We start from the raw sequence: 20037 nt of genomic DNA, 5'->3' as shown, positions 1-20037 counted from the left end.
CCGCTAGGTCGAGCGCCGAGGAACTGGGGGGTCGAGTCCGGGGATGACCGAGCCTGGGTCGGCTTCTTCGGACCCCATCCCTACTGAAGAGCGCTCGAAGGCATGGGCCGCGAGGCTGCTAGGGAGGGGCGCCAAGCTCGTTGAGCAGGTGGCCGGGCAGGAGCAGGTACTCATCGGACAGCAGGGCTTGTCCGAATTTGGACACTCCGGGCAGTCGTCGCATTCGTCACTGTGGGGCCCAAGGCCAGAAGCGCTCACAACCACCATGGTCGCATCAGCAGTGATCGCTACTGTCCCGGCCATACTCCGCCCGCTCAGCGTCATGATGATCGCTGTGGCGAAGATCAGTATGGCGAGGAACCGCAGCATCCGCCTCTTTCCAAGAAGGCCAGAACCGGAGGCTATCACACCGCCCCGCAGCTACCAATTTGCCCGGCGGAAACCTATACGGGGAAAGGCCCGGCGAGATTGATTGAAATCAAATGCCGGGCGGGGCGCATCAACCGCCCGGAAACCTGCGCGCGGGGCAACTCTGCGGCCGCCCGTCGGATGCTCGGCAGATGATGTCATGCCGCGCTGCCCGCGCGAATGTTTGATCGAGTTTAAAGTCCGATATGTTAGCCGGTCCCATAATTGCCCGACTCTGCTGGTGTTCAAACGAGGAACCGATGGCTAGGTCCGCCTGCGTACCACCCCCGCCGGCAAATCGCATTGCGATCATCGTGATGAAATCCGACGCGGGCCCAGCACTCTGCCCCTTCTTCGGCAAGTGCGATGGAATATGGATCGTCGATACCGCCACGGGCGCGACAGAATTCCGCGCCAACCCGCAGCGCACGTCCGCAGCGGTATGCGATCTCATTGTCGCAGCCAGACCAGGTCGCTTGATCTGCGGCTTTATCGGCGAGCCAGAGAAACAGAGACTTTGTGCTGCTGGGATCGACGTGAGGCTCGGCTCGTGCGTGAGGACGATCCAGGAACTCGTGGCCTGCTTTTCCGCTCTCGTTGCAGCATGACGCCGGCTGCCACGGGCCGGGGCAGGCGAGGCATCTGATCGGTCCTGCTGCATCGATCCACACCCGGCGGATGTTTAACCGGGATCAAAGATTCAGAACAGATGGCCGGCCATGGTTCGAGCGCTGTCGTGTCGCTCGGAGGATGGCGTCTGGCCGATGCAAGCCTGCATCGTCTAGCGACCTCTGGACGGTTGCAGGGCGTGCCGGTGCGTCCTGGTCTGACGTGGGTGGAGTTTCCAATGGAACACGGCGGTCATGGTGGTGAGGGTGGCTTCTTTCGCTCCCGCGCAAATTGGGTCCTGATCGGTTTTCTCGCGATCGGCGGCTTCTATCTTCTGACCGAGCATCGCGCGCATCTCATCCCGTATTTGGGGTATTGGCCGTTCCTGCTGATCCTCGCCTGCCCATTGATGCATGTTTTCATGCATGGCGGCCACGGCGGACGGGGAGGAAGCAACGACAGCGGCAGCGGATCGGCGGATGCCGGCCAGAACCAGCCTCACAAACATTGAGCCGCGATCAACGGTCCGGAGGTCGACCATGCACGACGATGTTCCTGCCTATGGCCTCTGGTCACTGGTGATTATCAATTCGGCGATCTTCATCTTCTTCGCCTTCAGTTTTTTCAAGCCGCAGACAAAGCGCGACTGGCGGTCCTTCGGCGCCTTCAGCGCCTTTCTGGTCGCGCTTTTCACCGAGATGTATGGGTTCCCGCTGACGATCTATCTGCTCTCCGGCTGGCTACAGAGCCGCTTTCCAGGCGTCGATTGGTTCTCCCATGACGCCGGGCATCTTCTCGAGGAGATGTTCGGCTGGAGAGCCAATCCGCATTTCGGGCCATTTCACCTCCTGAGCTTCGCATTCATCGGTGGCGGCTTTATCCTGATCTCGGCCGGCTGGAAGGTGCTCTACGAGGCACAGCGCCATCAAACGCTCGCCACCACCGGCGCCTACGCTTATGTGCGGCATCCGCAATATGTCGGCTTCGTGCTGGTGATGTTCGGCTTCCTGCTGCAATGGCCGACCTTGCTGACCCTCGCGATGTTCCCGGTGCTGGTGTTCATGTACGTGCGTCTTGCCCGCGCCGAAGAACGCGAGTCTTTGGCGGAATTTGGCTCTGACTATGAACGCTATATGCGAGACGTGCCGGGCTTCATTCCACGGCTCGGCGGCCCGAAAAGTAGCCACGCCGGCCAAGGTTGAACAGCGAGTTTCGGGCCTCGCCGTAGCAGGCTCCGCCCTGTCATGACAACTCACAACGCGAAGGAATCGGCTCCGATGATCAAGATGCCCTCGATCTCCATCCTGTTTTTCAGCGCCATGCTCCTCGCAGGGTCACCCGCCTCGGCTAATGATGAGCACCATCCGGCCGGGGGCGCTGAAGCGCCCGCCACGCCTTTGAACGCGCCCGGATCACAAATTCCCATGGGTGGGATGATGTCGATGATGGGTACTGGCGGCATGCCCATGATGGGCATGATGACCGGGCACATTGAAGGCCGGCTGGCATTCTTGAAAACCGAAATCAAGATCACCGACGTTCAGGAATCCAAATGGAGCGTGTTCGCAGACGCCGTGCGAGCCAACGCGAAGGCGATGATGGGCATGCGTGAGGGCATGATGCAGGCACGTGACGGCGCTCTTCCAGTGCGTCTTGAGCGGATCGAGAAGGCCATGGCTCTGTGCCAGGAAGCGCTCCAAAAGATCAAAGTAGCGGTGGAGCCGCTCTACGCAAGCTTCAGCGAGGAGCAGAAGCGCACCGCCGATCAGTTGATGGTGAGCCCGATGGGCCTATTCTGAACGGACGGCGTCTGCTGAGAAGCAGAGCCATCGCGTCGCTTCAAGCTCGTCTCGGTGAGCGACGCGGGCCGCGCGGACCACGGCTACATATTTCATGGCGCGTCGTCGCCGAACCCGTCCTGCAGCCCGGTAAGGGTTGTCAGCGCTTGCCTGACCCGCTCTTCCTGACCAACTGCCGCGGTGCTGGCAGCCATCGCTTCGAAGTCGCGACGCTGAGCGCTTTCCGACGCGGCCAGTAGATCACTGATGTTGCAGTTCTCCCCAGGCGGAACCAATGGCTGGTCACCAAGCGAGAGCTGCTTGCGGGCCAGTCGTTCGACTGGCTTCACCCTCGTGATCACCAGCGGCGCCGGAAAGAAAGCGGGTTCCGCCGCGGCTTGCCGCTTGGCTGGGGCCTTCTTTCCTGGGGGTTGAGGATTTCGCCTTGGCGCCCGTTGCGCGGCGGCTTGGAGCGGTGGCCGGGCGACCGTGTCGTCTTCGGTGCTCTCGGCGGCCGGCGCCGGATTGATCGCGCCGCCCAATGCCTCATCCTTCCATTCGCGCAGGCTCGGCAACGCCGGCGGATTTCCCTTCGCCGCCTCGTAGGGCCGTCGATAGGGCTTGTCGAGATAGTGGCGGATCTTGGTAAGCTCGAACGAGCGCGAGTTCTTCACCATCAGGATCGACACGCGGTCGGACATCTCGCGCAATTCGAGCGGGCTGCGTAGCGGGCGCGGCGTGTAGTGCGGCGCCCAGGCGCGCGGCGCGAAGATCCCCTGCCCTGGCCGCATCACCGGCGTTTTGTAGACCTGCGTCGTCTCGCCGAGCATCTCGGACACGAAATCCGACGTCTCCAGATCGTTGATCTGGATGAACAGCTTGATCTGCGAACCGGACACGGTGGTGATGCGCGTGTTGCGGCCATAGAGCTCATCGAGCTGGGAGATGTCCTGCATCACGATCGCCATGCGGAAGCCATAGCCGGCGCTGATGGTAATCTTGGAAATCAGCGAGTCCATGCGCCCGACATGGTAGAATTCATCGAGCATGAGCAGCACCTGGTGCGGCTCATCCTCGCCCGGGATCCTCACCATCATCAGATCATGGATCTGCTGGAACAGGATGCGGATCAGCGGACGGAAGATGGCGAGCTCGGCGATGGTGCAGCCGATGAAGATGGTCATCGGCTGGCGGCGCAGCTCGCGAATGTCGAAGTCGGACGTCTCGGTCGCCGCCGAGATCAAGCCGTTGTTCCAGAGCGACATGGCCATGTTGACGTTGAACACGGCGCTGTTGCGGGTCTCCGGCTCGAGCGCGATGTACTGGTTGAAATTGTCGATCACCCAGGTCGGCAGATGCTGCCGCTCGGTCTTCACGATCGCCCGCAGCACCGACGAGATGTCCCGTCCCGTGGTCGTCATCCGGGCGACCGTGCGCATGTGCTGCGCCCCGGTGATCAGCGGCGACGAGAGCACATACCCGATCAGGGCGGATAGCAGCAGTCGCCCCGCCCCGGCCCAGGTGTCATCCGCTTTCTCGGGGATCACGAAGGAAGCGACGACCAGGCAATCGGTCGCCATGCGCTCGTCGCGGCGCACGAAGTCGAGCGGGTTGTAACGGTGCGTGTCATTGGAGCCCGGCGAGAACATGAAGACCTTGTTGCCCATGGCCTTGCGGTGGTTCGCCAGCGCGTCGAAATTCTCCCGCTTCGGATCGAAGAACACCGCCGAACCTTGCCAGAGATAGCCGTTCGGCAGCACGAACCCGGTCCCCTTGCCCGATCGCGAGGGCCCGACCACGAGGATGTGGGCTGGCTCATCCGAACGCACCGTGACACCACCGATCGTCCCCAGCACGATGCCCTGCTTGCCGGTCAGGCCCTGCTTCGCCGCCTCCATCAACGTACCGAAGCGCGCCGCCCCAAAGGGCATCTGGCGGCGATTGATGAAGGCGAACAGCCATCCTGCCAGACCAAGGGCAATGACCACCCCCGCCGCAATGCCGGCGCGGATCAGCGCCTCGATCTGTGTCGCCGGGTAAAGAAGACGGGCATGGAAATGCTGCCAGGCGACCAGGAAGAAGCCGGCCGAGCGGTCGGCATTCTGCAGCCGCAGCAATCCCCAGCGGCTGGCGCCCTCGCCCGGAAAGCGCGCCGGGGCCCAGCGCAGCCCGACGACGATCTCATAGGCCATGCTCCAGAGCAGCCAGAAGGCAATGGCGAGCAGGATCGCAATGCCGATCCTATAAACGACGACGCGGGCCATGGCCGGCCATCCTTCCTGTCCCCCCTGCCCTCTCCGCCCGCCACTCCGCCATCCGCGAAAAATACACGGCCGAGGTGCCGCGCCAGCCGCCGACCTTGGTCTGCTGGATGACGATCGGCAGGACGGATTTGATGTAGCCAACGATCTCGTCCCGCCGCAGACCGAGCCCGGCCTGCATCACCATCAGCGCGAGCTGCTCGAACGCGCCGGCCGGACTATCGGCATGGACCGTGGTGATGCTGCCGGGATGGCCGGTGTTGATGGCCCGCAGAAACGAATAGGCCTCCGCACCGCGAATCTCGCCGAGGAAGATACGGTCCGGACGCAGGCGCATCGAAGCCTGCAGCAGCGTCTCGACGGTGACGCGGGCTTCACCCTGATCGCCCTTCGAGGCGACCAGCGGCAGATAGTTCCTCTGGATCGGGTTCACCTCGCGGGTGTCCTCGATGGTGATGATGCGTTCCTCGACTGGGACCTCCTTCAAAATCGCGTTGAGGAATGTCGTCTTGCCGGAGGAGGTGCCACCCGAGAGCAGGATCGAATAGCGGTTCACGACGGCGAGGCGGATGAAGTTCTCGATGCGGCCGGCGTCGAGATGCGCGCAGAGCTGCCGGTCGACATCCGACAATTCGCCCTCAGTGACGGTCGCGACTTTCTCGAACGAGCCGAGCCGGCGATAATCATCGAGCCGCATCTCCTTGATGACCTGCTTGCGGATCGCGAAAGCCCCGCCCGCTGTCGTCGCCGGCGGCATCACGCCTTGAAAGCGTTCGCCCGTCGGCAGCGCCGCCGACAGCAGCGGATGCTCTTCGTTGACGCTCTGGCCGGAATGACCGGCAATGCGTTCGGCGAGGTGTCGGATTGCGAGCTCGGTGAGCTCAGGAACCGGATGACACTCCATCGCGGCCTGACCGAAGCGCTCGACCCAGACCTCACCGGGGCCATTGGCGCAGATCTCGACGACCTGGTCGTCGTCGAGCCAAGGCCGAATGGGCCCGAGCGCCCTATCGAGGAAGACTGTCAGGTTTCGCGCCGGCGCGTTCACGCTTGAGCTCCCTGAGCGCCTCCTTCACCGGATCGGGGTAAAGGGAGGAGAAATCCAGGTCCCGGCGCACGAAGACGATGATCCGCGTGCCCTGGTCGAGATAGATCGTCGGCGGGATGTTGATCGAGTTCTTCAGCGCCTCCTGGGCGATATTGGTTAGCGTCTGCGAGACATTCTGCGCGGCGATCTGGCGGGCCTGGAGCGACTGGCTGTTCTGGTTGGTGCCCGTTTGGGTCGTGGTGACGAGGCCCGTGACCGGATCCGTCGTCGTGATCGTGGTGCCATTATTATTGTTGTCGTACTGGCCATAGCCGCTCAGGAATTGCGAGACGCCGCCGACGACCGACAGCATGATCGCGGAGCCGAAGCGCTCGAGGTAGTGATTGTCGACGAAGCCGGCATTGCCGGCGCGGCCGAGATCGTCGGTGCCGTTCGAGCCGAGCTGGACCGACACCCCATCCGAGCGCAGCAGCCGCGTCCACACCACGAAGACGCGGGTCTGCCCCTGCGAGATTCCGGACTTGTATTCGCCAACGAGCCGGCTTCCTGCCGGGATGAGAATGCGGCGGCCGTCGAATGACCAGACATTCTCAGCCGTGACGGCGCGCACCATGCCCGGCAGGTCGCTCTGAACGGCGGTCTCAAGAATCCCGCGGATCATCGTGCCCTGTGCGACAAGCGCATCGATCCGATCGTTCTTCACCGCCTTCGCGATCTCGACGCCGGCGCTCGTGACCGACGCCAGGAAGCGGCGGTTGGGGTCCTCGTCCTGCCCGGCAGCCGCGCGCGCCGGATCGGCGGGACTGCCAGCTGCATCGCTCGGACTGGCGTTGTCGGCAATCACCTGCGGCGCGCGGAACCGTTCCCACTTCCGCCGCTCCTCTTCCTGGCGCAGCCGCTCGAGTTCGGCCAGCCGGCGCGCTTCATCATCGTTCGGTGCCGACAGGGCGAGCGGTGGCTCGGGTGGCGGCGGCGCCGGCAGTGCCAGGGGCGGCGCGATGGGCGGTGGTGGCAAGACCGGCTCGGGCGGCACAGGCGGCGCTTGCGGGATGAGAATAGTGCCCTGGTCGGTCTGGGTCCGTGGGGTTTGCAGCGATGGCGCCGGAAACTGCGTCGTCGTGAACTCTTCCTTGTCCGGCGCGGTCATGTTCCGTGGACCGCTGCCGAGCGAGGCGTAGATCATCCATCCCGCGATCAAGACGGCGCCGAGCGGCACGCCGAATTTCACCAAATTGCCGAGGGCAGTCGAACCCCGCGCTACCGCCGTCGCAGCGGAGGCTTCCAGTTCGAGCGAGCGATAATCCTGTGGCGAGGGCATGGCGCGTCAGCCTCCTGCGCTGGCTGACGGAAAACCTACGCGCTGCGGCGCATAGGGCTCGAGCCCATTCGGCTCGTGCACATTGGTCGCACGCCGATTGAAGATGCAGGTCGATTCCGTGCCATTGCGCAGCGTCCATTGCGGGCTGACCTTGTCGACGACGACGAACGGTCCCTCGGTCCGGAAATTGACCAGGCTCTCATTGCGCTCGGCATCGACGATGTAGATCGCCGGCGTTTCACCCTCGAAGCGGAACCAGGTCTTCACGCCGTCGTCGAACACGGCGACCGGCTTGTTGGTCGACGAGCCCTTGTAGCCATAGTCGCTGTTGGCGTTGGCGATGTTGAGATCGCGCAGGTTCGGATTGGCGGCGCGCTCCTTGGCGGCCGCGAGCAGCTTCGCGCTCGCCTCGTCGTCGGGAAACCGGAACCGAACCGCGTAGATCTGGTCATTCGGCGCGCGCGTGTTCGACCGCAGCAGGAAGCTGTAGATGCGCTTGTCGGTGACGACGTTGAGGTTCGACTGCGCATTCTTGTCGATCGGCTTGACGAAGATGATGTCGCCCTTGCGATTGGGCTCGACCTTCCAGGCAAGGGAATCGCCGAGCGCCAGCGTCTCGATCTTCTCGTCCGGCTGCAGCTGGATCATCGTCGACGTGCCGTAGGTGGCGTCGATCGCCGTGACGTTGTCGCGGTTATAGACGACGTCGCGGACGCGAGCATCGACCCGTCCCGCGCGCGGGATCGCTTCCGCGAACGCATGGCCGGACGCAAGCAAGACGCAGCCTGCAAGGATCAGGCGCCGCCTCATGATCTTTGCGCTCCGGCCGTGCCGGGAGAGGGAGCCGTCTCCTGGTCGCGTCGATATTCGAGCACCTGGAAGCCGAGCGGATTGTCGAAGCGATACTCGTTGCGCATCGGTGCGGAGGTGTAGCGGAAGCGCACGAGCGAGACCCAGTTGCGCGTCGTAATGCTGGTCGCCGTTTTCTCATCGGTGGAGAACCGCACCAGCGCGGTGCGGTTGTTCGGGAACGTCACCGACTTGACCGAGACCGAGACCTCGGTGTTGGAGCTGTAGATCTTGACGGGATTTTGCGGATTGGCCGGCGAATAGATCTCCGTGAGCTCACGCGCCGCGTCGCCGGTGGCGAGCAACTGTGCCAGGTCGAAATTGTCCTTCAGCGCCCTCGGATCGTAGGTCTCGCGCGCCTTGATGTAGCGAACCACATTGAAGGTGGTGACGGCCTCGTCCTGCGTCAGCGGCCCCTCGGCCATCGGGCGTTTGACCTCGACGAAGCCCGTCGTCCTGTCGACGACCACCATATAGGGCTCGTAGGTTTTCAGCGGCACCAGCAGCGCCAATGTACCGAGTGAGGCGACGGCAACGATGGTCATGACGCCGGCGACGATCCAGGCCAGCGCTCGCGAGTTCCGGTTACGCCGTGCGACGTCATATTCCCAGGTTGCGCCCTCAGCGTAATAGCGGGGGTCGATCTTAGCCGGGACATCGACCGCTCCAGCCTCTGTCACTGGGGTATCGCTCAAGGCCGGTTCCCTCCCCCACCTTGCGCCGGCGGCGAGCCGGGATGCTTGATCTGTTCAGCGAGCCTGCGGAACTCAGGCGATTGCGCCCACGACGCCGCGCGCAGCCCGACACGCGCACGCTGGCGCGCCGCCAGCTCCTCGCGCCGCGACGTTGAGCCCGGGTTCAACGGGTTGCGAAAGGCAAGACGGGCCCTGTTTGCCGCCATGCCGAGCCGATAGCCGCTGACCGTGCCGAGCACCGCACCGATCCGCGAACTCGAGATCGGCACGCCGCCGGCAATGGCCGCGGCCACGTTGTTGATCTGGGCCAGCAGCAGCACGCCGATGATGGCCAGCAGCACGACGGGGCCAATCGTCGCCCAGCTCGCGCTCTTGGTATTTGCGACGCCGTTCAGCGTGTCGATGGTCTGCTGGATCAGCGAGACGTAGAAGGCGAGGAATGCGTAGACGAGCACCTGCACCAGAAAATACTGGATGAGCGTACCGAGCCAGCCGCTGAAGAAGCGCGAGGTGACGCCAAACAGCAGCAGGATGATGAATACCGGCGCCAATGCCAGCAGCAGCCACATGAAGAGCTTCGACAGCACGATCAGGAAGATCGCGAAGCCGATCAGCAGCGCCATCACCACATAGAAGACGGCGGCGAAGATGTAGGGCCCCCAATTGGTGAGGCCCGCATTCTGCAGGAACGCTTCGGTGGCGCTGTTGGTGGTGTCCCACATGTTCTGCAGGGCCGACTGCACGCCGTTGACCGAGGTCAGGTTCTGCGCCGTGCCGGTGTTGTTGGCGGTGGTCACGGCGCTGAGCAGCGCGTTGCCGATCGCCGACGGCCCGTCATTCATGAACCGGTACGCCAGCGTCTGAAAATCGTTCCAACTGGTTGCGAGCGCATAGATCAGGAAGGCGCGAAGCAGCCTGAAGGCGTGGTCGGCCGGGCCGCCGGTTGCCGTGCCCTGCCAGATGCCGACGCCCCAGAAGATCACATAAAGCGTCAGGAGCAGCCCGGCGACGCTCGTCGCTCCGCCCGATGTCAGCGCGTTCGACAGCGCCTGGTAGGCGGTCGAGACGTAGTTCTGGCCGATCTGGTCGACCGATTGCAGCAGCGAGGTGATGCTGAACGTCGCCATCGCGCCCTCAGATCGGTTTCATCGGGCCGCAGGCGTCAAGCGACTCGAACGGCTGAGGTGATGGCGTCGGCGTAGACGCCGCGTAGCCGAGCGGCGCGCCGCCTTCGTCCGGCGAACACGGCGCCTTGAGTGGCTTGTAGGCACAGCCCGCGAGGGCAAGCGCGAGACCGCAAAGGGCGGCGAGTGCTGCCGAGGTGCGGATCATTTCTTCGGCTCGGCGGGCGAGGTGAAGGTCATGGCGCGCGCCAGGCCTTCGGTATCCGGCTTGCTCTCCGTCTGCGCAGCGGGTGCCGGTGGCGCGGGCATGCGGATGATGATCACGCTGGCGGCGACGATGAGGATGATCGCAGCGGCGACGGCGATGGTGATCTTGTTCAAGCGTCCTCCAAAGTCACTGCTGGGTGAATTTCATGGCGCGCGCGACGGCGGACTCCGCCGCGATGCGATCGAGATTCGCCTGGTTGGCAGCGGCCGCCGCATTGTTCACGACGCCGTTGAGCTCATTGATGGTCTGTCCGGTCTGGATCTGCACCTGCGTGTTCTGGTCGACGCTGCCCTTCAGGTCCTGGGCCTGGCCGATCTGCTGGCCGCCCTGGGTAAATGCGGAGGAGCGCTGCTGGACGGCTCCCTGCGTCGAGTCGATCAGGCCGGACAGGGTCGCCGCGACATTGACGGAGTTCTTGTAGGCGGTGTCGACCGGGTGCGTCTGGCCGCCGGTCATCCCGGTGATGGTCTGGACGAGCTGCAGGCCGTTGATCAGCGTCGAGACGATGTTCTGCGATCCCGAGCCCAAGCCTGCGAAGGACAACGAGCCGCCCGAAATCACCGAGCCCAGTGACGGGGCCTGCGCCATGGAGAAACCACCACCCAGGGCCATCTGCGCCAGGCTGCCCTGCGCCTGTGAGGTGCGATCCCCGGTCACCGCGGCAAGCGTCTTCTGCGTGAATTGCAGGATCTGCTGGTCGGCGTCGAGGATCTGCCGGGTGCTGGTCGCGATCTCCTGTGCTTTCGTTAGATTCGCATTGTCGATCACCGGCACCTGCGCGCGCGCTGCGGACGTGGCAATGACCAGGCCCACGGCGAGACCGAGCGCCAGTTTCAGAACAGATCGCATGGCAGCCTCCTATTGGCCGTTGGCTTGAATGCTCTCGATCGCGGCGGCGACGTCAGCGCCGGACAAGGGCGGCTGGGCGGAGGGCGCGGTCGCGGCAGTCCGCGCCTCGTCCTGAGCCGCCGAGAGGTAGAACAGGACGTTGCCGTCGCTATCCATGTGGCGGGCCGCGACGCATCCTGGGTCCACGGGCGATCCCGGCGGCGTGGTCGAGCATGACCCCGCCGTGCGGCAGGGATCGGCCACGGTCCCCGATCCGACCATGCCGACCGTGCAGGCCGGCATGGTCGGGGTGCCGGACGACGACGTTGTCGCCGAGCGCATCCCAATGGTGGCGCGGCTGATGTCGCTGTTCTGCGCCAGATTGAGCGCGTTCAGGGCCGTCACCCAGATATTCGCCGAGCCCATCACGCCGTTCCAGGCGAGGTTGTTCTGCAGACGCGCGGCACTGTTCATATCGATGGCCGCCATCACCGTCGTCGCGGTGCCAACCTGCGAACCGGCGTTGCGAAACGCAGATTGTGCGGCGCCGAGTGTCGAGCGGCTGGCATCGAGGCCGGCGACGACGTCGCCCGTCGACTTGAACAAGGTCTGGCTGTTGAGCGCGGCGCCGCGGGCCTCCGCGGTCGGGACCGCCGGCATTTCCGGTGCATAGACCTGGATGGTGCGGCTGCCGGCGCCCGATTGCGGCTGCACCGTCGGATCGGTGACGCTGGCCTTCTTGCCCGTCGTGACGGCGCATTTCACGCCCTGATTGGCGTTCTGCCGTTGCGTGGAGATCGGTACCAGTTTGATGGTCGCGCCTGCGGTCTCCGAATGCTGCGTTAGCTGCGCGGCGTCGGTGGTCGGGATGGCGGCAAAGGCCGCGCCTGCGCCGATCCACGACCAGGCAATCACCGTCAGCGCGAGCCGCTTCATGCCTCAGCCCTTCCCATGAATATCGGCAGCCAGACGGCTGGATCGTCACCGACGCGGGCCCGCAGCGCGTCGAGCTCGGCCACGGTCTCGGTGCGGCCCGACAGCACCTTGATGATGTCCGGCATGCCGGCGAGATTGAGTTTGGCGATGACGCTGTCGCGGCCGTGCTTGATCAGGAAGGAACGGCTCTCCGGCACCGTGCTGCGGATCCAGGTCACTTCGCGCTCCGAGAGCCGGAAGGCGCGGGTGTAGCTTTCGTCATCCGCCTTCGGATTCGGGAAGAAGACATTGGTCGCGGTCTGCTCGATCAGCGTGCTCGCCGAGTTGGAGCGCACGATGTCGGCGGCCGATTGCGTCCCGAAGCCGATGATGCCGTTCTGCTTGCGGATCGTCTTCAGCTTGTCCTTGATGAAGAAGGCGAAGACCGGGTCGTCGAGCAGCCGCCAGCCCTCGTCGAGGAAGATCATCACCGGATCGCCCGTCAACAGCTCCTCGGTGCGGTGGAAGATGTACATCAGCGCCGCGGTGCGGATGACGGGATCGTCCAGCACCCGTGTCATGTCGAACCCGAAGATGCTCGAGACCGAGAACTGATCGGCCTCATTATTGAACAGCCAACCGCGCTGGTCCGGCCGCATCCAGCTCTCCAACCGAGCGAGGAGATCGCCCTCGCCGGCCCGGATGCGCCCGCGCAACAGCGTCGAGAAGGCCTTTAGCGTCCGCCCGTCCGGCCCGGCGCTCAGCGCTGAAGCGATGGCGTTGCGGATGACCTGCTCCTCGGAGGCGCTGAGCTCGCCGCCATGGCCTGGCCGCAACATGAAGCCGAGGAGCTGGAACAGGAATTCGCGGTTCGGCGCTGTGTCGGGCAGGGACAGCGGATTGAACCCCGTCGGCTCGCCTGGGACCAGAACCTCATATTGGCCACCCATGGCGCGGATGAAGATCTCGGCGCCGCGATCCTTGTCGACGAACAGCAGCTTCGGTCGCGGCGTGACGCGCTGCGACTGCGCCGAGATGAAGGACAGGAAGACCGTCTTGCCGCTGCCCGAGGGCCCGACGACGGTGAAGTTGCCGAGGTCGCGAACATGGTGATTGTAGTAATAGGCAGTCTGCGAAGTGGTTTCGAACACCGAGATCGCCGGACCCCAATGGTTCCCGTCCAACCGCCCACTCGGGTAATTATGCAATGACGTGAAGCCGGCGAAGTTCTTTGAGGAGATCACCGACTTGCGCGCGATGTAGGGGAAATTCCCAGGCAGCTGGGCCCAGAAGGCCGGCTCGCAATTGAGATCCTCGCGCGTCCAGATCACCGAGCGATCGGTCAGCGCCGCGCCGACCGCGGTCACGGTGGCGGCAACCTCGGCAACCGTGCGACCGAGGCACATCACCGACATGTGGTGCTCACCGTAGATCGCCTCGGACGCAAGGAGTTCGTCACGCGCTTCGTCAAGATGCTCGGCGATGATGGAGCCGGCCTCGTCCGACATGTCGACCTGCCGGGCGACGCGGTCGATCTGCTTGGCCGCCTCGGGGCGGTCGACGATGGCGAAACTCTGCGTCGCGATGAACTCGTGCGGGACACGCAACAGATTGTCGAAGGAGCCCGGTCCGGTCTGCGCCGGATACTCGCGGATCGACACCATGGCGCCGAAGCGGGTGTCCTCGGGCCCGGCGCCACGGATTTCGATGGCGTTCTTGCCGAAGAAGATCCGCTTCATCGACAGCGCATCGGCGAGCGCCATGCGTGGCAAATGCATTGGGCGGGGGATGCCACCATTGACGAGCTGAACGAGGAATTCCAGCGGTTCCGAGTGCCAGACCCCATCCCGGCGTACGACGCCGAGCTGGCGCGCTCCATAGGCGGCGAGATTCTCGCGCACCGCGGTCGAGGCGTCGTGCAACTCGCTCAAGGCCGTCTGCGACGCCACGGATTCGCCGGCGGCGTCCTTGCGTCCAAGCAGCTTCGTCAGCATCGCGTCGAACGTGCCGGCCTGGCCCTGCAGCGGCCGACGCACGATGGTCAGATAGAGATCATTGACGAACATCCGCCGCTGCGACAGCGCCGCGTCATAGCGCTCGTCGATCTCGCGGCACAGCGCATTGTCGAAGCTCGACGCGATCCGCGGCTGCACCTCGCGGCGGATGATATGGCTGACGAGCGCGAAGCGGGAATTGGCCAGCGTGCGGACGAGGTCGTTGCGCGCCAACAGGCGGGAGTTGATCTCGCTAATGTCGGCGGTCTCGAAGGAATAGCCCTCGCATTTCAGGATCGTCATCACCAGACCGTCGCGGGTCTTGATGACGTGATCGTCGACATGGCGGGTATAGGGGATGTGGCTGGCCACCGGACGCTCGCGGCGCGACACCGCACCGTAGGTCAGTTCATCGAGGAGTGCCTTTGCCACCATCTCCTCGCCTCACGCGCGATAGCTGTCGGCGGCCCAGAAGGCGCGCGAGCGGGGTGGGCATCTTGTCGATTTGACGAACAGGATTTCGAAGATGCGATCATCGCGCAGCGTCAATATGTAGCCGAACAGATGCAGCGGGATTGCGACCAGCAGCAGGAACAAATTGTGGGAGATCAGAAAGCAGACCGACGAGACCACGCCGTTGAACATGAAATACATGTACGGCACGCCCATCAGCGTCGGCGCGCGTGTGAGTGCTTTGACCAGCGGGCTGATATGCGGCTCTTCGAGGTGCTGGCTGTTCATTGACCGACCGCCGACTGGAAGAATTGAACGATCTGCGCCGAACCGAACACCAGCACGATGCCGAAGATCACACTGCCGGCGATGCCCCAGGTCAGCCGGCCCGACCAGGCGAAGAAGCCGCAGGCGATGACGGCAAGCGTCGCCAGCGCGGTGGCGATCGGGCCGGTCAGCGCCTGCACGAGGGTGGTCAGCGTCGACTGCACCGGCTGCAGTGTGCCGCCCGACTGTGCGGCGGCGCCGGCGGTCATCAGGAGCAACATGGCTCCGGTGAGGTAAGGAACGCGTCTCGACGGCTGCTTCATCTACGGTCTCCTCAGTCGACATGCATCACGAAGCCGTCGCTCCATTGTGTCTTGGCGCGTGGCTTCGCAGGCTCCGAGGCTGCCGCTGGTGAAGCGCCGCCGGAGAGAGGTTGGATGATGTCGGCAGCGGCCGACGCGACCCGCGCGGCGCCGACTGTCGCGGCCGCGGCGGGGTCTGGCCATGTATAGAAGTCGTTCATGACGTCGGCGACGAAACGCACGGTCTCGGGATAAGGCGGAACACCGCGGCTTTTTTGCACGGCGGCCTCACCGGCGTTGTAGGCGGCGAGAATGAAGAACGGATTCCGGTAGCGCTCGTGCAGCGCGCGCAGAAAGCGGACGCCGCCGCGTACATTGCCTACCGGGTCGCACAGATCGACATCGAAACGCTGCGCCGTCTCGGGCATCAACTGCATCAGGCCATACGCGCCCTTTTCCGATAGCGCCGTCGACAGATAGCGGCTCTCGATCTTGGCGACCGACAAGACGAAGTCCGGATAGAACTTCTCCTCTGTGGCGATCCTCACGATCAGCGCCCTCGCGGCATCGGATGCGAGGTCCGTGGCGGGCGCACAGGGAGATGCCGCGCCCTTCTGACCCTGGAGTATCTCGACCGGTTGCGCCGGCGCTTCGATCGGGACGACGCGGCCGGAACTGTCGACGGTGGCGAGCGTCGTAGGCGCTCCGCTCTGCGCGCTGGCCCCTGCCATCCCGGTCGTCAGGAGCGTTCCGATCGTCAAGCCGCGAATCCACATGCCCTGCCCTCAAATCAATTCGCCATGGACAATATATTGAATGTTGATACGATGGCAACACGACTGGCGACGGGTTTTCCTAGAGGACCGAAAAGGAGGGCGGATGAAGCGGCCTCAGTGGTTGGCGATGGCGATAATCGTCACCGGCGGCGCGCTTGGGCCCGGCGGAGCCGGGGCGCAGGATGCCTCATTTGGCTGCAAGGTACTCCTTTGCGCCGCTGCCACGGCGCCCAGCTGGTCGGGCATCCCCTATTGCGTGCCGGTCATGCAGCAGCTCTTCCGGTCGCTCGCGCGCGGCGGGTCCTGGCCGACCTGCCCGGAAGGCAATGCCGGGCGCCTTGGCTTTGAGCCCTATTTCGCCTGCCCGACCGGCACGACGCCCATGCAACGAACCGGCGGCGATACCGACGCGCTCGTGCCGGCGCCGAACGGTGATCTTTGCGCCGACACCTCCAAACCGCGGCGCGATTGCCATAGTGGTGACGATGGATCGTGTGAGACCACCTATCCCACGACACCACGGCAGGCTCGCACCGAGCCCAATTATGTCGACATCTCCACGGCGAACGGCGCGCAGCGCTTTTATTTCTCGCTGAGGGGATACTGAGATGCGCCGCGTCCGCGTCGCGCTCCTCGTGCTGGCGGCCGCGGTATCGCCCGTGGCGGCGCAGTCCGCCGCGCCGGGCTGGTTTGCCGTCCCAGGCAACGCTGTCTACCAGACCGGCGACAGCTGGACGGACGGCGGCGTGATCTATCGCCTTTATGGGGTTCAGTCCTGCCTGCGCGGCACCATCGTCACCAATGCGCATGGCGTGAAGCGTGACTGCGGCGAGGCCTCGCTCGCGATGCTGATCGCGCTGACGCGGGACCTGAAGCCACAATGCTACCAGGCGGCTGCCCTGCCGGAGGCGCGCACGGTCTTCGTGTTCTGCATCGCGCAACCATTGAGCGGAGCAGGCGCCGGCTCACGGATCGATCTCGGCACCGCGCTGATTTCGACCGGCTACGGCTTCGCGGCGCTGACACCCGACGGCAAGCCGGTCCACCCGCCCTACTTCGTCGCGCAGCTCGTGGCGCAACGCGGACACGCCGGGCTGTGGGCCTTCGCCGACCTGCCCGAACCGAACGCCATCATCCTGCGCGCGCTCCGGGCGGATCGATCGGCTACGACGCCGTCGCAGCCAACAGCCTCGAGCGCCCCGGACACGCCAGGGATCGCGCCGCCATGACCAACGCCACCACCAGCCGAGGGAGCCTTGCCCATGAGAACCACCAACCTGTTCATCCTTCGCGGCCATGTCGGACAGGCACCGAAGGCCTTTGGCAAGACCGCCAAGGTCAATGTCGCGACCGATCGCGTCTGGACCGACAGCAAGGGCGAGCGAAAGGAAGAGACCGACTGGGTGACGATCAGCCTGCTGAACGAAAAGGTCGCCCAATGGGCGCTGACCCATGTCGTCAAAGGCGACGCCGTCTACGCGGAGTGCCGCATCGCCGACGGCTCATATAAGGATAAGGCCGGTGAGACAGTCTACACCACCGACGTCATCGCCAATGCCTTCCACAAGCTCGACCTGGGCAACCGTGATGACGCGGGGGCGTAACCGCGGCGCCAGAACGGGGACCATCGTCATGGTCGCCACGCTTGCCGCGACCACATTGGCCGGCGCGCAATCGCCGGAAAGATCCGGCCTTTACTCGCCAGGTAGCGCGCTGCAATCGCCACCGCTGCGCGTCGAGGTTCTCGACGGGACGCGCTTTCGCGATATCGAGACGCAGGCTGTCTATTGGCTCTACGGCATCGACACCTGTGCGCCAGGGCAAGCCGCTCATCTCGGCCGTCAGCCCTGGCCGTGCGGCACCGTGGCGGCGGCTTGGCTGGTCTCGGCAACGCTCAACAAATGGGTTGCCTGCAACATTCTTCGCGATGAGCAGGGCGAGCACCTCGCGCGCTGCGCCTCGGCGGATCACGCCGATATCGGCGCCGACATGATCCGCGACGGCATTGCGATGACCCTGCCGCCAAGCGAGCAGGATTCCGCGATCCGCGCCTATGTGTCGGCCGAGAGGGACGCGCGCAAAGCCTATCGGGGTATCTGGGCCAGCACGTTCCAGATGCCCTGGGAGTACCGGACCAGCGATCGGCGGCGTGCGATCGCGAAGACAGGCGCCGAGGCTGCTCCATGAACATCACGGTGTATCTCGCGCCCGGGCTTCTGGCGCTCGCCCTGGCGGCTTGCGCCGCCCCGACGTCGCCGGTTGTCGAGGCGTTGCCTCTGCCATCGCGCGACACGCTCTACGAGCCAGACCGCGTTCAGCCCGGGCGCCTCGAATACGCTCCCGATCGGACGACGTTCGCCCCGATCCTGACCGAACGCTTCTCCTATCCGACGCAGGCCCAGGCCAACGACGCCTATCGCCGGCTGCTTGGCGACGACCCGATCCCGCCGTCGCGCGCGACCTCTGTCTGGCTCTTCGGCTGCAAGCCCGGAGCGCTCGATGCCCAGACCGCGCGCGTCAGCCGCTACCGGGGACCCGTCGTGCATTGCGCCACAGATTTTCTCGATGCCGGGGGCAGACGTCTCAGGCGCGAGACCGCGAACTTCTATCATTACCGCTCTGTCTGGAACATGCAGCCGGTCGATCCGCCGCGAACCCTTGTCCCCTGGCGCGGCGGTGAGCGCTCGCCGAAAGACGCGTGGCGCTGGGTCCCGGGCCGCGATCGATACGAATAGCGCGGCGGGGGCTTTCCACGGGTGCGACATTGGTTCATTATACTAGATGTTGTTGAAGGAATGCGCACCTGCTTTCCACGGCATATCGCGCGACGAATGCCAGCGATCGCCGCTGCATGGATGTCTCTTGTGATCCCGGCACTCGTTCATGCTCAGGCGCTCACCACAGATCCAGGAGCGTGGCGTCCGATGTCCTATGCCGATCTCCAGCACGCGACGGCGGACACCGCCACCTATGCCGACATCTGGAAGGACGCCATCGAGGACAACAACCGCGCCTATCTCGCGCGCGGCGACACGCGCTACGCAAGCGCCAACGCCCCGGCGACCGAGGCGCATTTCGTTATCTGGAGCTCCAGGAAGTCAGTCGTGCTCAGCATCCTGAACACCGCGACCGGCTGCACGCTGAAAGAGGTCCAGGCGTCGGCGCGTGCCACGATAAAACTCTGTCCGCTGCGGATCGCCATCTATGAAGGCATTCAGGTTCGCACCCTCGACGGGGGAAGCGCCTGCTTCCTCGAGCTCGCGCCGGCCGCGGCGGGCGCACCCGTGGACCCCGCCCGAACCGTCGCCTACGCTGCCTATGATGTCGCGACGAAGACCGTGAAGACTGGCCTGGTCATCGACCATCAGGCCGTCGACGGCTGCTCGAACAACATCCCGCTGGGCGCGCCATGATCAAACGGCTGCGCGCCCGCCATCATCCCATGTCCGCTGACGGCGCGGTCAAGGCGACCCCTTGCGGGGCGCGGCTTGCGCCGCGGCCCGGACCGCCCCTGCGGCCATGCCATGCTGGCCGGCCATCTCAGCATCAGGAGGCTTCGATGCGTTCCTTTCTCGTCATCGCACTTGTCGGGCTTACCACCCTCTCAACGGCCGCCGTTGCGCAGGACCAGGGCTCCGGGGCCTGGCAGCCGATGACGTTCCACAATTTCCAGACGCCATCGAAAACCGACACCCTGCAGACGCTCGTCTGGCCGGACGTGATCCGCGAAGCGAATGCCTACGTCACCACCGAGCTCAAGCGACCGCTCAATGGCAAGAATGCCCTGGTGACGGCCCTGTCCTCGACCTATCGCGACGGGTCCCGCACGATCATTGTCAGCACCGCGCTCTCGCGCGATTGCGACAGCGGCGCGAACGACGCCGGCGCCGAGATCGAGCCATCGACCTGCCCGCTGCGCATCGTCACCATCGAGGACGGCAAGGTTCTCGCCATCAAGACGGCAACGGGCTGCTACGCGGATCACGCCGATCCGGACATCCCGGCGAAGAACCGCAATGACAATTCCTACACGCGCTTCGATCCGGCAGCCGGCACCATCGCCTTCCGGACCAATGTCGGCGGTCGCGACGTGCCCGGCTGCGCGCGGACCTATTCGATCAGGTGATTCCCTGCACCAGGAGGC

25 protein-coding genes are annotated in these 20037 nt (G+C 64.7%); 11 read left to right on the top strand and 14 right to left on the bottom strand.

The window, feature by feature from the left end; translation table 11 throughout:
* Positions 1–725 precede the first annotated feature (725 nt).
* The 4 genes from V5F68_RS25085 to V5F68_RS25070 all read left to right on the top strand — a co-directional run bounded on the left by V5F68_RS25085 (position 726) and on the right by V5F68_RS25070 (position 2816).
* On the top strand, positions 726–1016 hold the full coding sequence (locus V5F68_RS25085; RefSeq protein ID WP_213375278.1) for a NifB/NifX family molybdenum-iron cluster-binding protein: 291 nt from the start codon (positions 726–728) through the stop codon (positions 1014–1016).
* A 239-nt stretch (positions 1017–1255) separates the two neighbouring features.
* Positions 1256–1528 (top strand): DUF2933 domain-containing protein, encoded by a 273-nt coding sequence (locus V5F68_RS25080; protein WP_394015612.1) that lies wholly within the window; start codon positions 1256–1258, stop codon positions 1526–1528.
* A gap of 28 nt (positions 1529–1556) precedes the next feature.
* Positions 1557–2219 carry a methyltransferase family protein gene (locus tag V5F68_RS25075; RefSeq protein WP_394015613.1) on the top strand — a complete coding sequence of 221 codons (663 nt, stop codon included), beginning with the start codon at positions 1557–1559 and terminating at the stop codon, positions 2217–2219.
* 75 nt (positions 2220–2294) lie between these two features.
* Positions 2295–2816 carry a Spy/CpxP family protein refolding chaperone gene (locus V5F68_RS25070; protein WP_394015614.1) on the top strand — a complete coding sequence of 174 codons (522 nt, stop codon included), beginning with the start codon at positions 2295–2297 and terminating at the stop codon, positions 2814–2816.
* Positions 2817–2908: 92 nt separating this feature from the next.
* On the opposite strand, the gene V5F68_RS25065 is transcribed toward V5F68_RS25070, so the two are convergent.
* From V5F68_RS25065 to V5F68_RS25000, 14 genes are read right to left on the bottom strand one after another with little or no spacing between them, the layout of a single operon-like run.
* Positions 2909–5059, bottom strand: a complete 2151-nt coding sequence (locus V5F68_RS25065) for a type IV secretory system conjugative DNA transfer family protein (RefSeq protein WP_213375274.1) — start codon at positions 5057–5059, stop codon at positions 2909–2911.
* The gene (gene virB11, locus V5F68_RS25060; RefSeq protein ID WP_394015615.1) at positions 5037–6104 is read right to left on the bottom strand and encodes a P-type DNA transfer ATPase VirB11; all 1068 of its coding nucleotides are present in this window, start codon (positions 6102–6104) and stop codon (positions 5037–5039) included. Before virB11 ends, V5F68_RS25065 begins: the two co-directional genes overlap by 23 nt.
* Positions 6064–7422 carry a type IV secretion system protein VirB10 gene (gene virB10, locus V5F68_RS25055; protein ID WP_394015616.1) on the bottom strand — a complete coding sequence of 453 codons (1359 nt, stop codon included), beginning with the start codon at positions 7420–7422 and terminating at the stop codon, positions 6064–6066. Before virB10 ends, virB11 begins: the two co-directional genes overlap by 41 nt.
* A 6-nt stretch (positions 7423–7428) precedes the next feature.
* Positions 7429–8232 (bottom strand): P-type conjugative transfer protein VirB9, encoded by an 804-nt coding sequence (virB9, locus tag V5F68_RS25050; RefSeq protein WP_394015617.1) that lies wholly within the window; start codon positions 8230–8232, stop codon positions 7429–7431.
* Entirely contained in the window at positions 8229–8966 is a 738-nt protein-coding gene (locus V5F68_RS25045; RefSeq protein WP_394015618.1) for a VirB8 family type IV secretion system protein, read from the bottom strand. The genes virB9 and V5F68_RS25045 overlap by 4 nt, the downstream gene beginning before the upstream one ends.
* Positions 8963–10093, bottom strand: a complete 1131-nt coding sequence (locus V5F68_RS25040; RefSeq protein WP_394015619.1) for a TrbL/VirB6 family protein — start codon at positions 10091–10093, stop codon at positions 8963–8965. The genes V5F68_RS25045 and V5F68_RS25040 overlap by 4 nt, the downstream gene beginning before the upstream one ends.
* 7 nt (positions 10094–10100) lie before the next feature.
* Complete coding sequence (locus tag V5F68_RS25035) at positions 10101–10298, bottom strand: hypothetical protein (RefSeq protein WP_394015620.1); 198 nt, start codon at positions 10296–10298, stop codon at positions 10101–10103.
* Positions 10295–10471: a hypothetical protein gene (locus V5F68_RS25030; RefSeq protein WP_394015621.1), complete on the bottom strand. Its 177-nt coding sequence runs from the start codon at positions 10469–10471 to the stop codon at positions 10295–10297. Before V5F68_RS25030 ends, V5F68_RS25035 begins: the two co-directional genes overlap by 4 nt.
* Before the next feature lie 13 nt (positions 10472–10484).
* A complete protein-coding gene (locus V5F68_RS25025) occupies positions 10485–11207 on the bottom strand; it encodes a type IV secretion system protein (protein ID WP_394015622.1) in 723 nt (240 codons plus the stop codon).
* A 9-nt stretch (positions 11208–11216) separates the two neighbouring features.
* Positions 11217–12122 (bottom strand): hypothetical protein, encoded by a 906-nt coding sequence (locus V5F68_RS25020; protein WP_394015623.1) that lies wholly within the window; start codon positions 12120–12122, stop codon positions 11217–11219.
* Positions 12119–14530 (bottom strand): VirB4 family type IV secretion/conjugal transfer ATPase, encoded by a 2412-nt coding sequence (locus V5F68_RS25015; RefSeq protein WP_394015624.1) that lies wholly within the window; start codon positions 14528–14530, stop codon positions 12119–12121. The genes V5F68_RS25020 and V5F68_RS25015 overlap by 4 nt, the downstream gene beginning before the upstream one ends.
* Before the next feature lie 9 nt (positions 14531–14539).
* A complete protein-coding gene (locus V5F68_RS25010) occupies positions 14540–14836 on the bottom strand; it encodes a VirB3 family type IV secretion system protein (RefSeq protein WP_213375252.1) in 297 nt (98 codons plus the stop codon).
* The gene (locus tag V5F68_RS25005) at positions 14833–15138 is read right to left on the bottom strand and encodes a TrbC/VirB2 family type IV secretion system protein (protein ID WP_213375250.1); all 306 of its coding nucleotides are present in this window, start codon (positions 15136–15138) and stop codon (positions 14833–14835) included. The genes V5F68_RS25010 and V5F68_RS25005 overlap by 4 nt, the downstream gene beginning before the upstream one ends.
* Positions 15139–15149: 11 nt before the next feature.
* On the bottom strand, positions 15150–15878 hold the full coding sequence (locus V5F68_RS25000) for a lytic transglycosylase domain-containing protein (protein WP_394015625.1): 729 nt from the start codon (positions 15876–15878) through the stop codon (positions 15150–15152).
* Positions 15879–15996: 118 nt separating this feature from the next.
* Between V5F68_RS25000 and V5F68_RS24995 the strand changes: the two genes are divergently transcribed.
* From V5F68_RS24995 to V5F68_RS24965, 7 genes are all read left to right on the top strand, one after another.
* Entirely contained in the window at positions 15997–16500 is a 504-nt protein-coding gene (locus tag V5F68_RS24995) for a hypothetical protein (RefSeq protein ID WP_394015626.1), read from the top strand.
* 1 nt (position 16501) lies between these two features.
* Entirely contained in the window at positions 16502–17122 is a 621-nt protein-coding gene (locus V5F68_RS24990; RefSeq protein ID WP_246544815.1) for a thermonuclease family protein, read from the top strand.
* A gap of 33 nt (positions 17123–17155) precedes the next feature.
* Positions 17156–17497 (top strand): single-stranded DNA-binding protein, encoded by a 342-nt coding sequence (locus V5F68_RS24985; RefSeq protein ID WP_213375244.1) that lies wholly within the window; start codon positions 17156–17158, stop codon positions 17495–17497.
* Between the two features lie 28 nt (positions 17498–17525).
* The gene (locus V5F68_RS24980; RefSeq protein ID WP_394015627.1) at positions 17526–18080 is read left to right on the top strand and encodes a thermonuclease family protein; all 555 of its coding nucleotides are present in this window, start codon (positions 17526–17528) and stop codon (positions 18078–18080) included.
* Positions 18077–18628: a hypothetical protein gene (locus V5F68_RS24975; RefSeq protein WP_394015628.1), complete on the top strand. Its 552-nt coding sequence runs from the start codon at positions 18077–18079 to the stop codon at positions 18626–18628. Before V5F68_RS24980 ends, V5F68_RS24975 begins: the two co-directional genes overlap by 4 nt.
* Before the next feature lie 189 nt (positions 18629–18817).
* Positions 18818–19306 (top strand): hypothetical protein, encoded by a 489-nt coding sequence (locus V5F68_RS24970; RefSeq protein ID WP_394015629.1) that lies wholly within the window; start codon positions 18818–18820, stop codon positions 19304–19306.
* A 146-nt stretch (positions 19307–19452) separates the two neighbouring features.
* Entirely contained in the window at positions 19453–20019 is a 567-nt protein-coding gene (locus tag V5F68_RS24965) for a hypothetical protein (protein WP_394015630.1), read from the top strand.
* The last annotated feature ends 18 nt before the right edge of the window (positions 20020–20037 follow it).

The organism is Roseixanthobacter pseudopolyaromaticivorans (assembly GCF_043195145.2).
Classification (GTDB): Bacteria; Pseudomonadota; Alphaproteobacteria; order Rhizobiales; family Xanthobacteraceae; genus NCEH01.
This window is presented reverse-complemented; position numbering and strand designations above follow the sequence as displayed.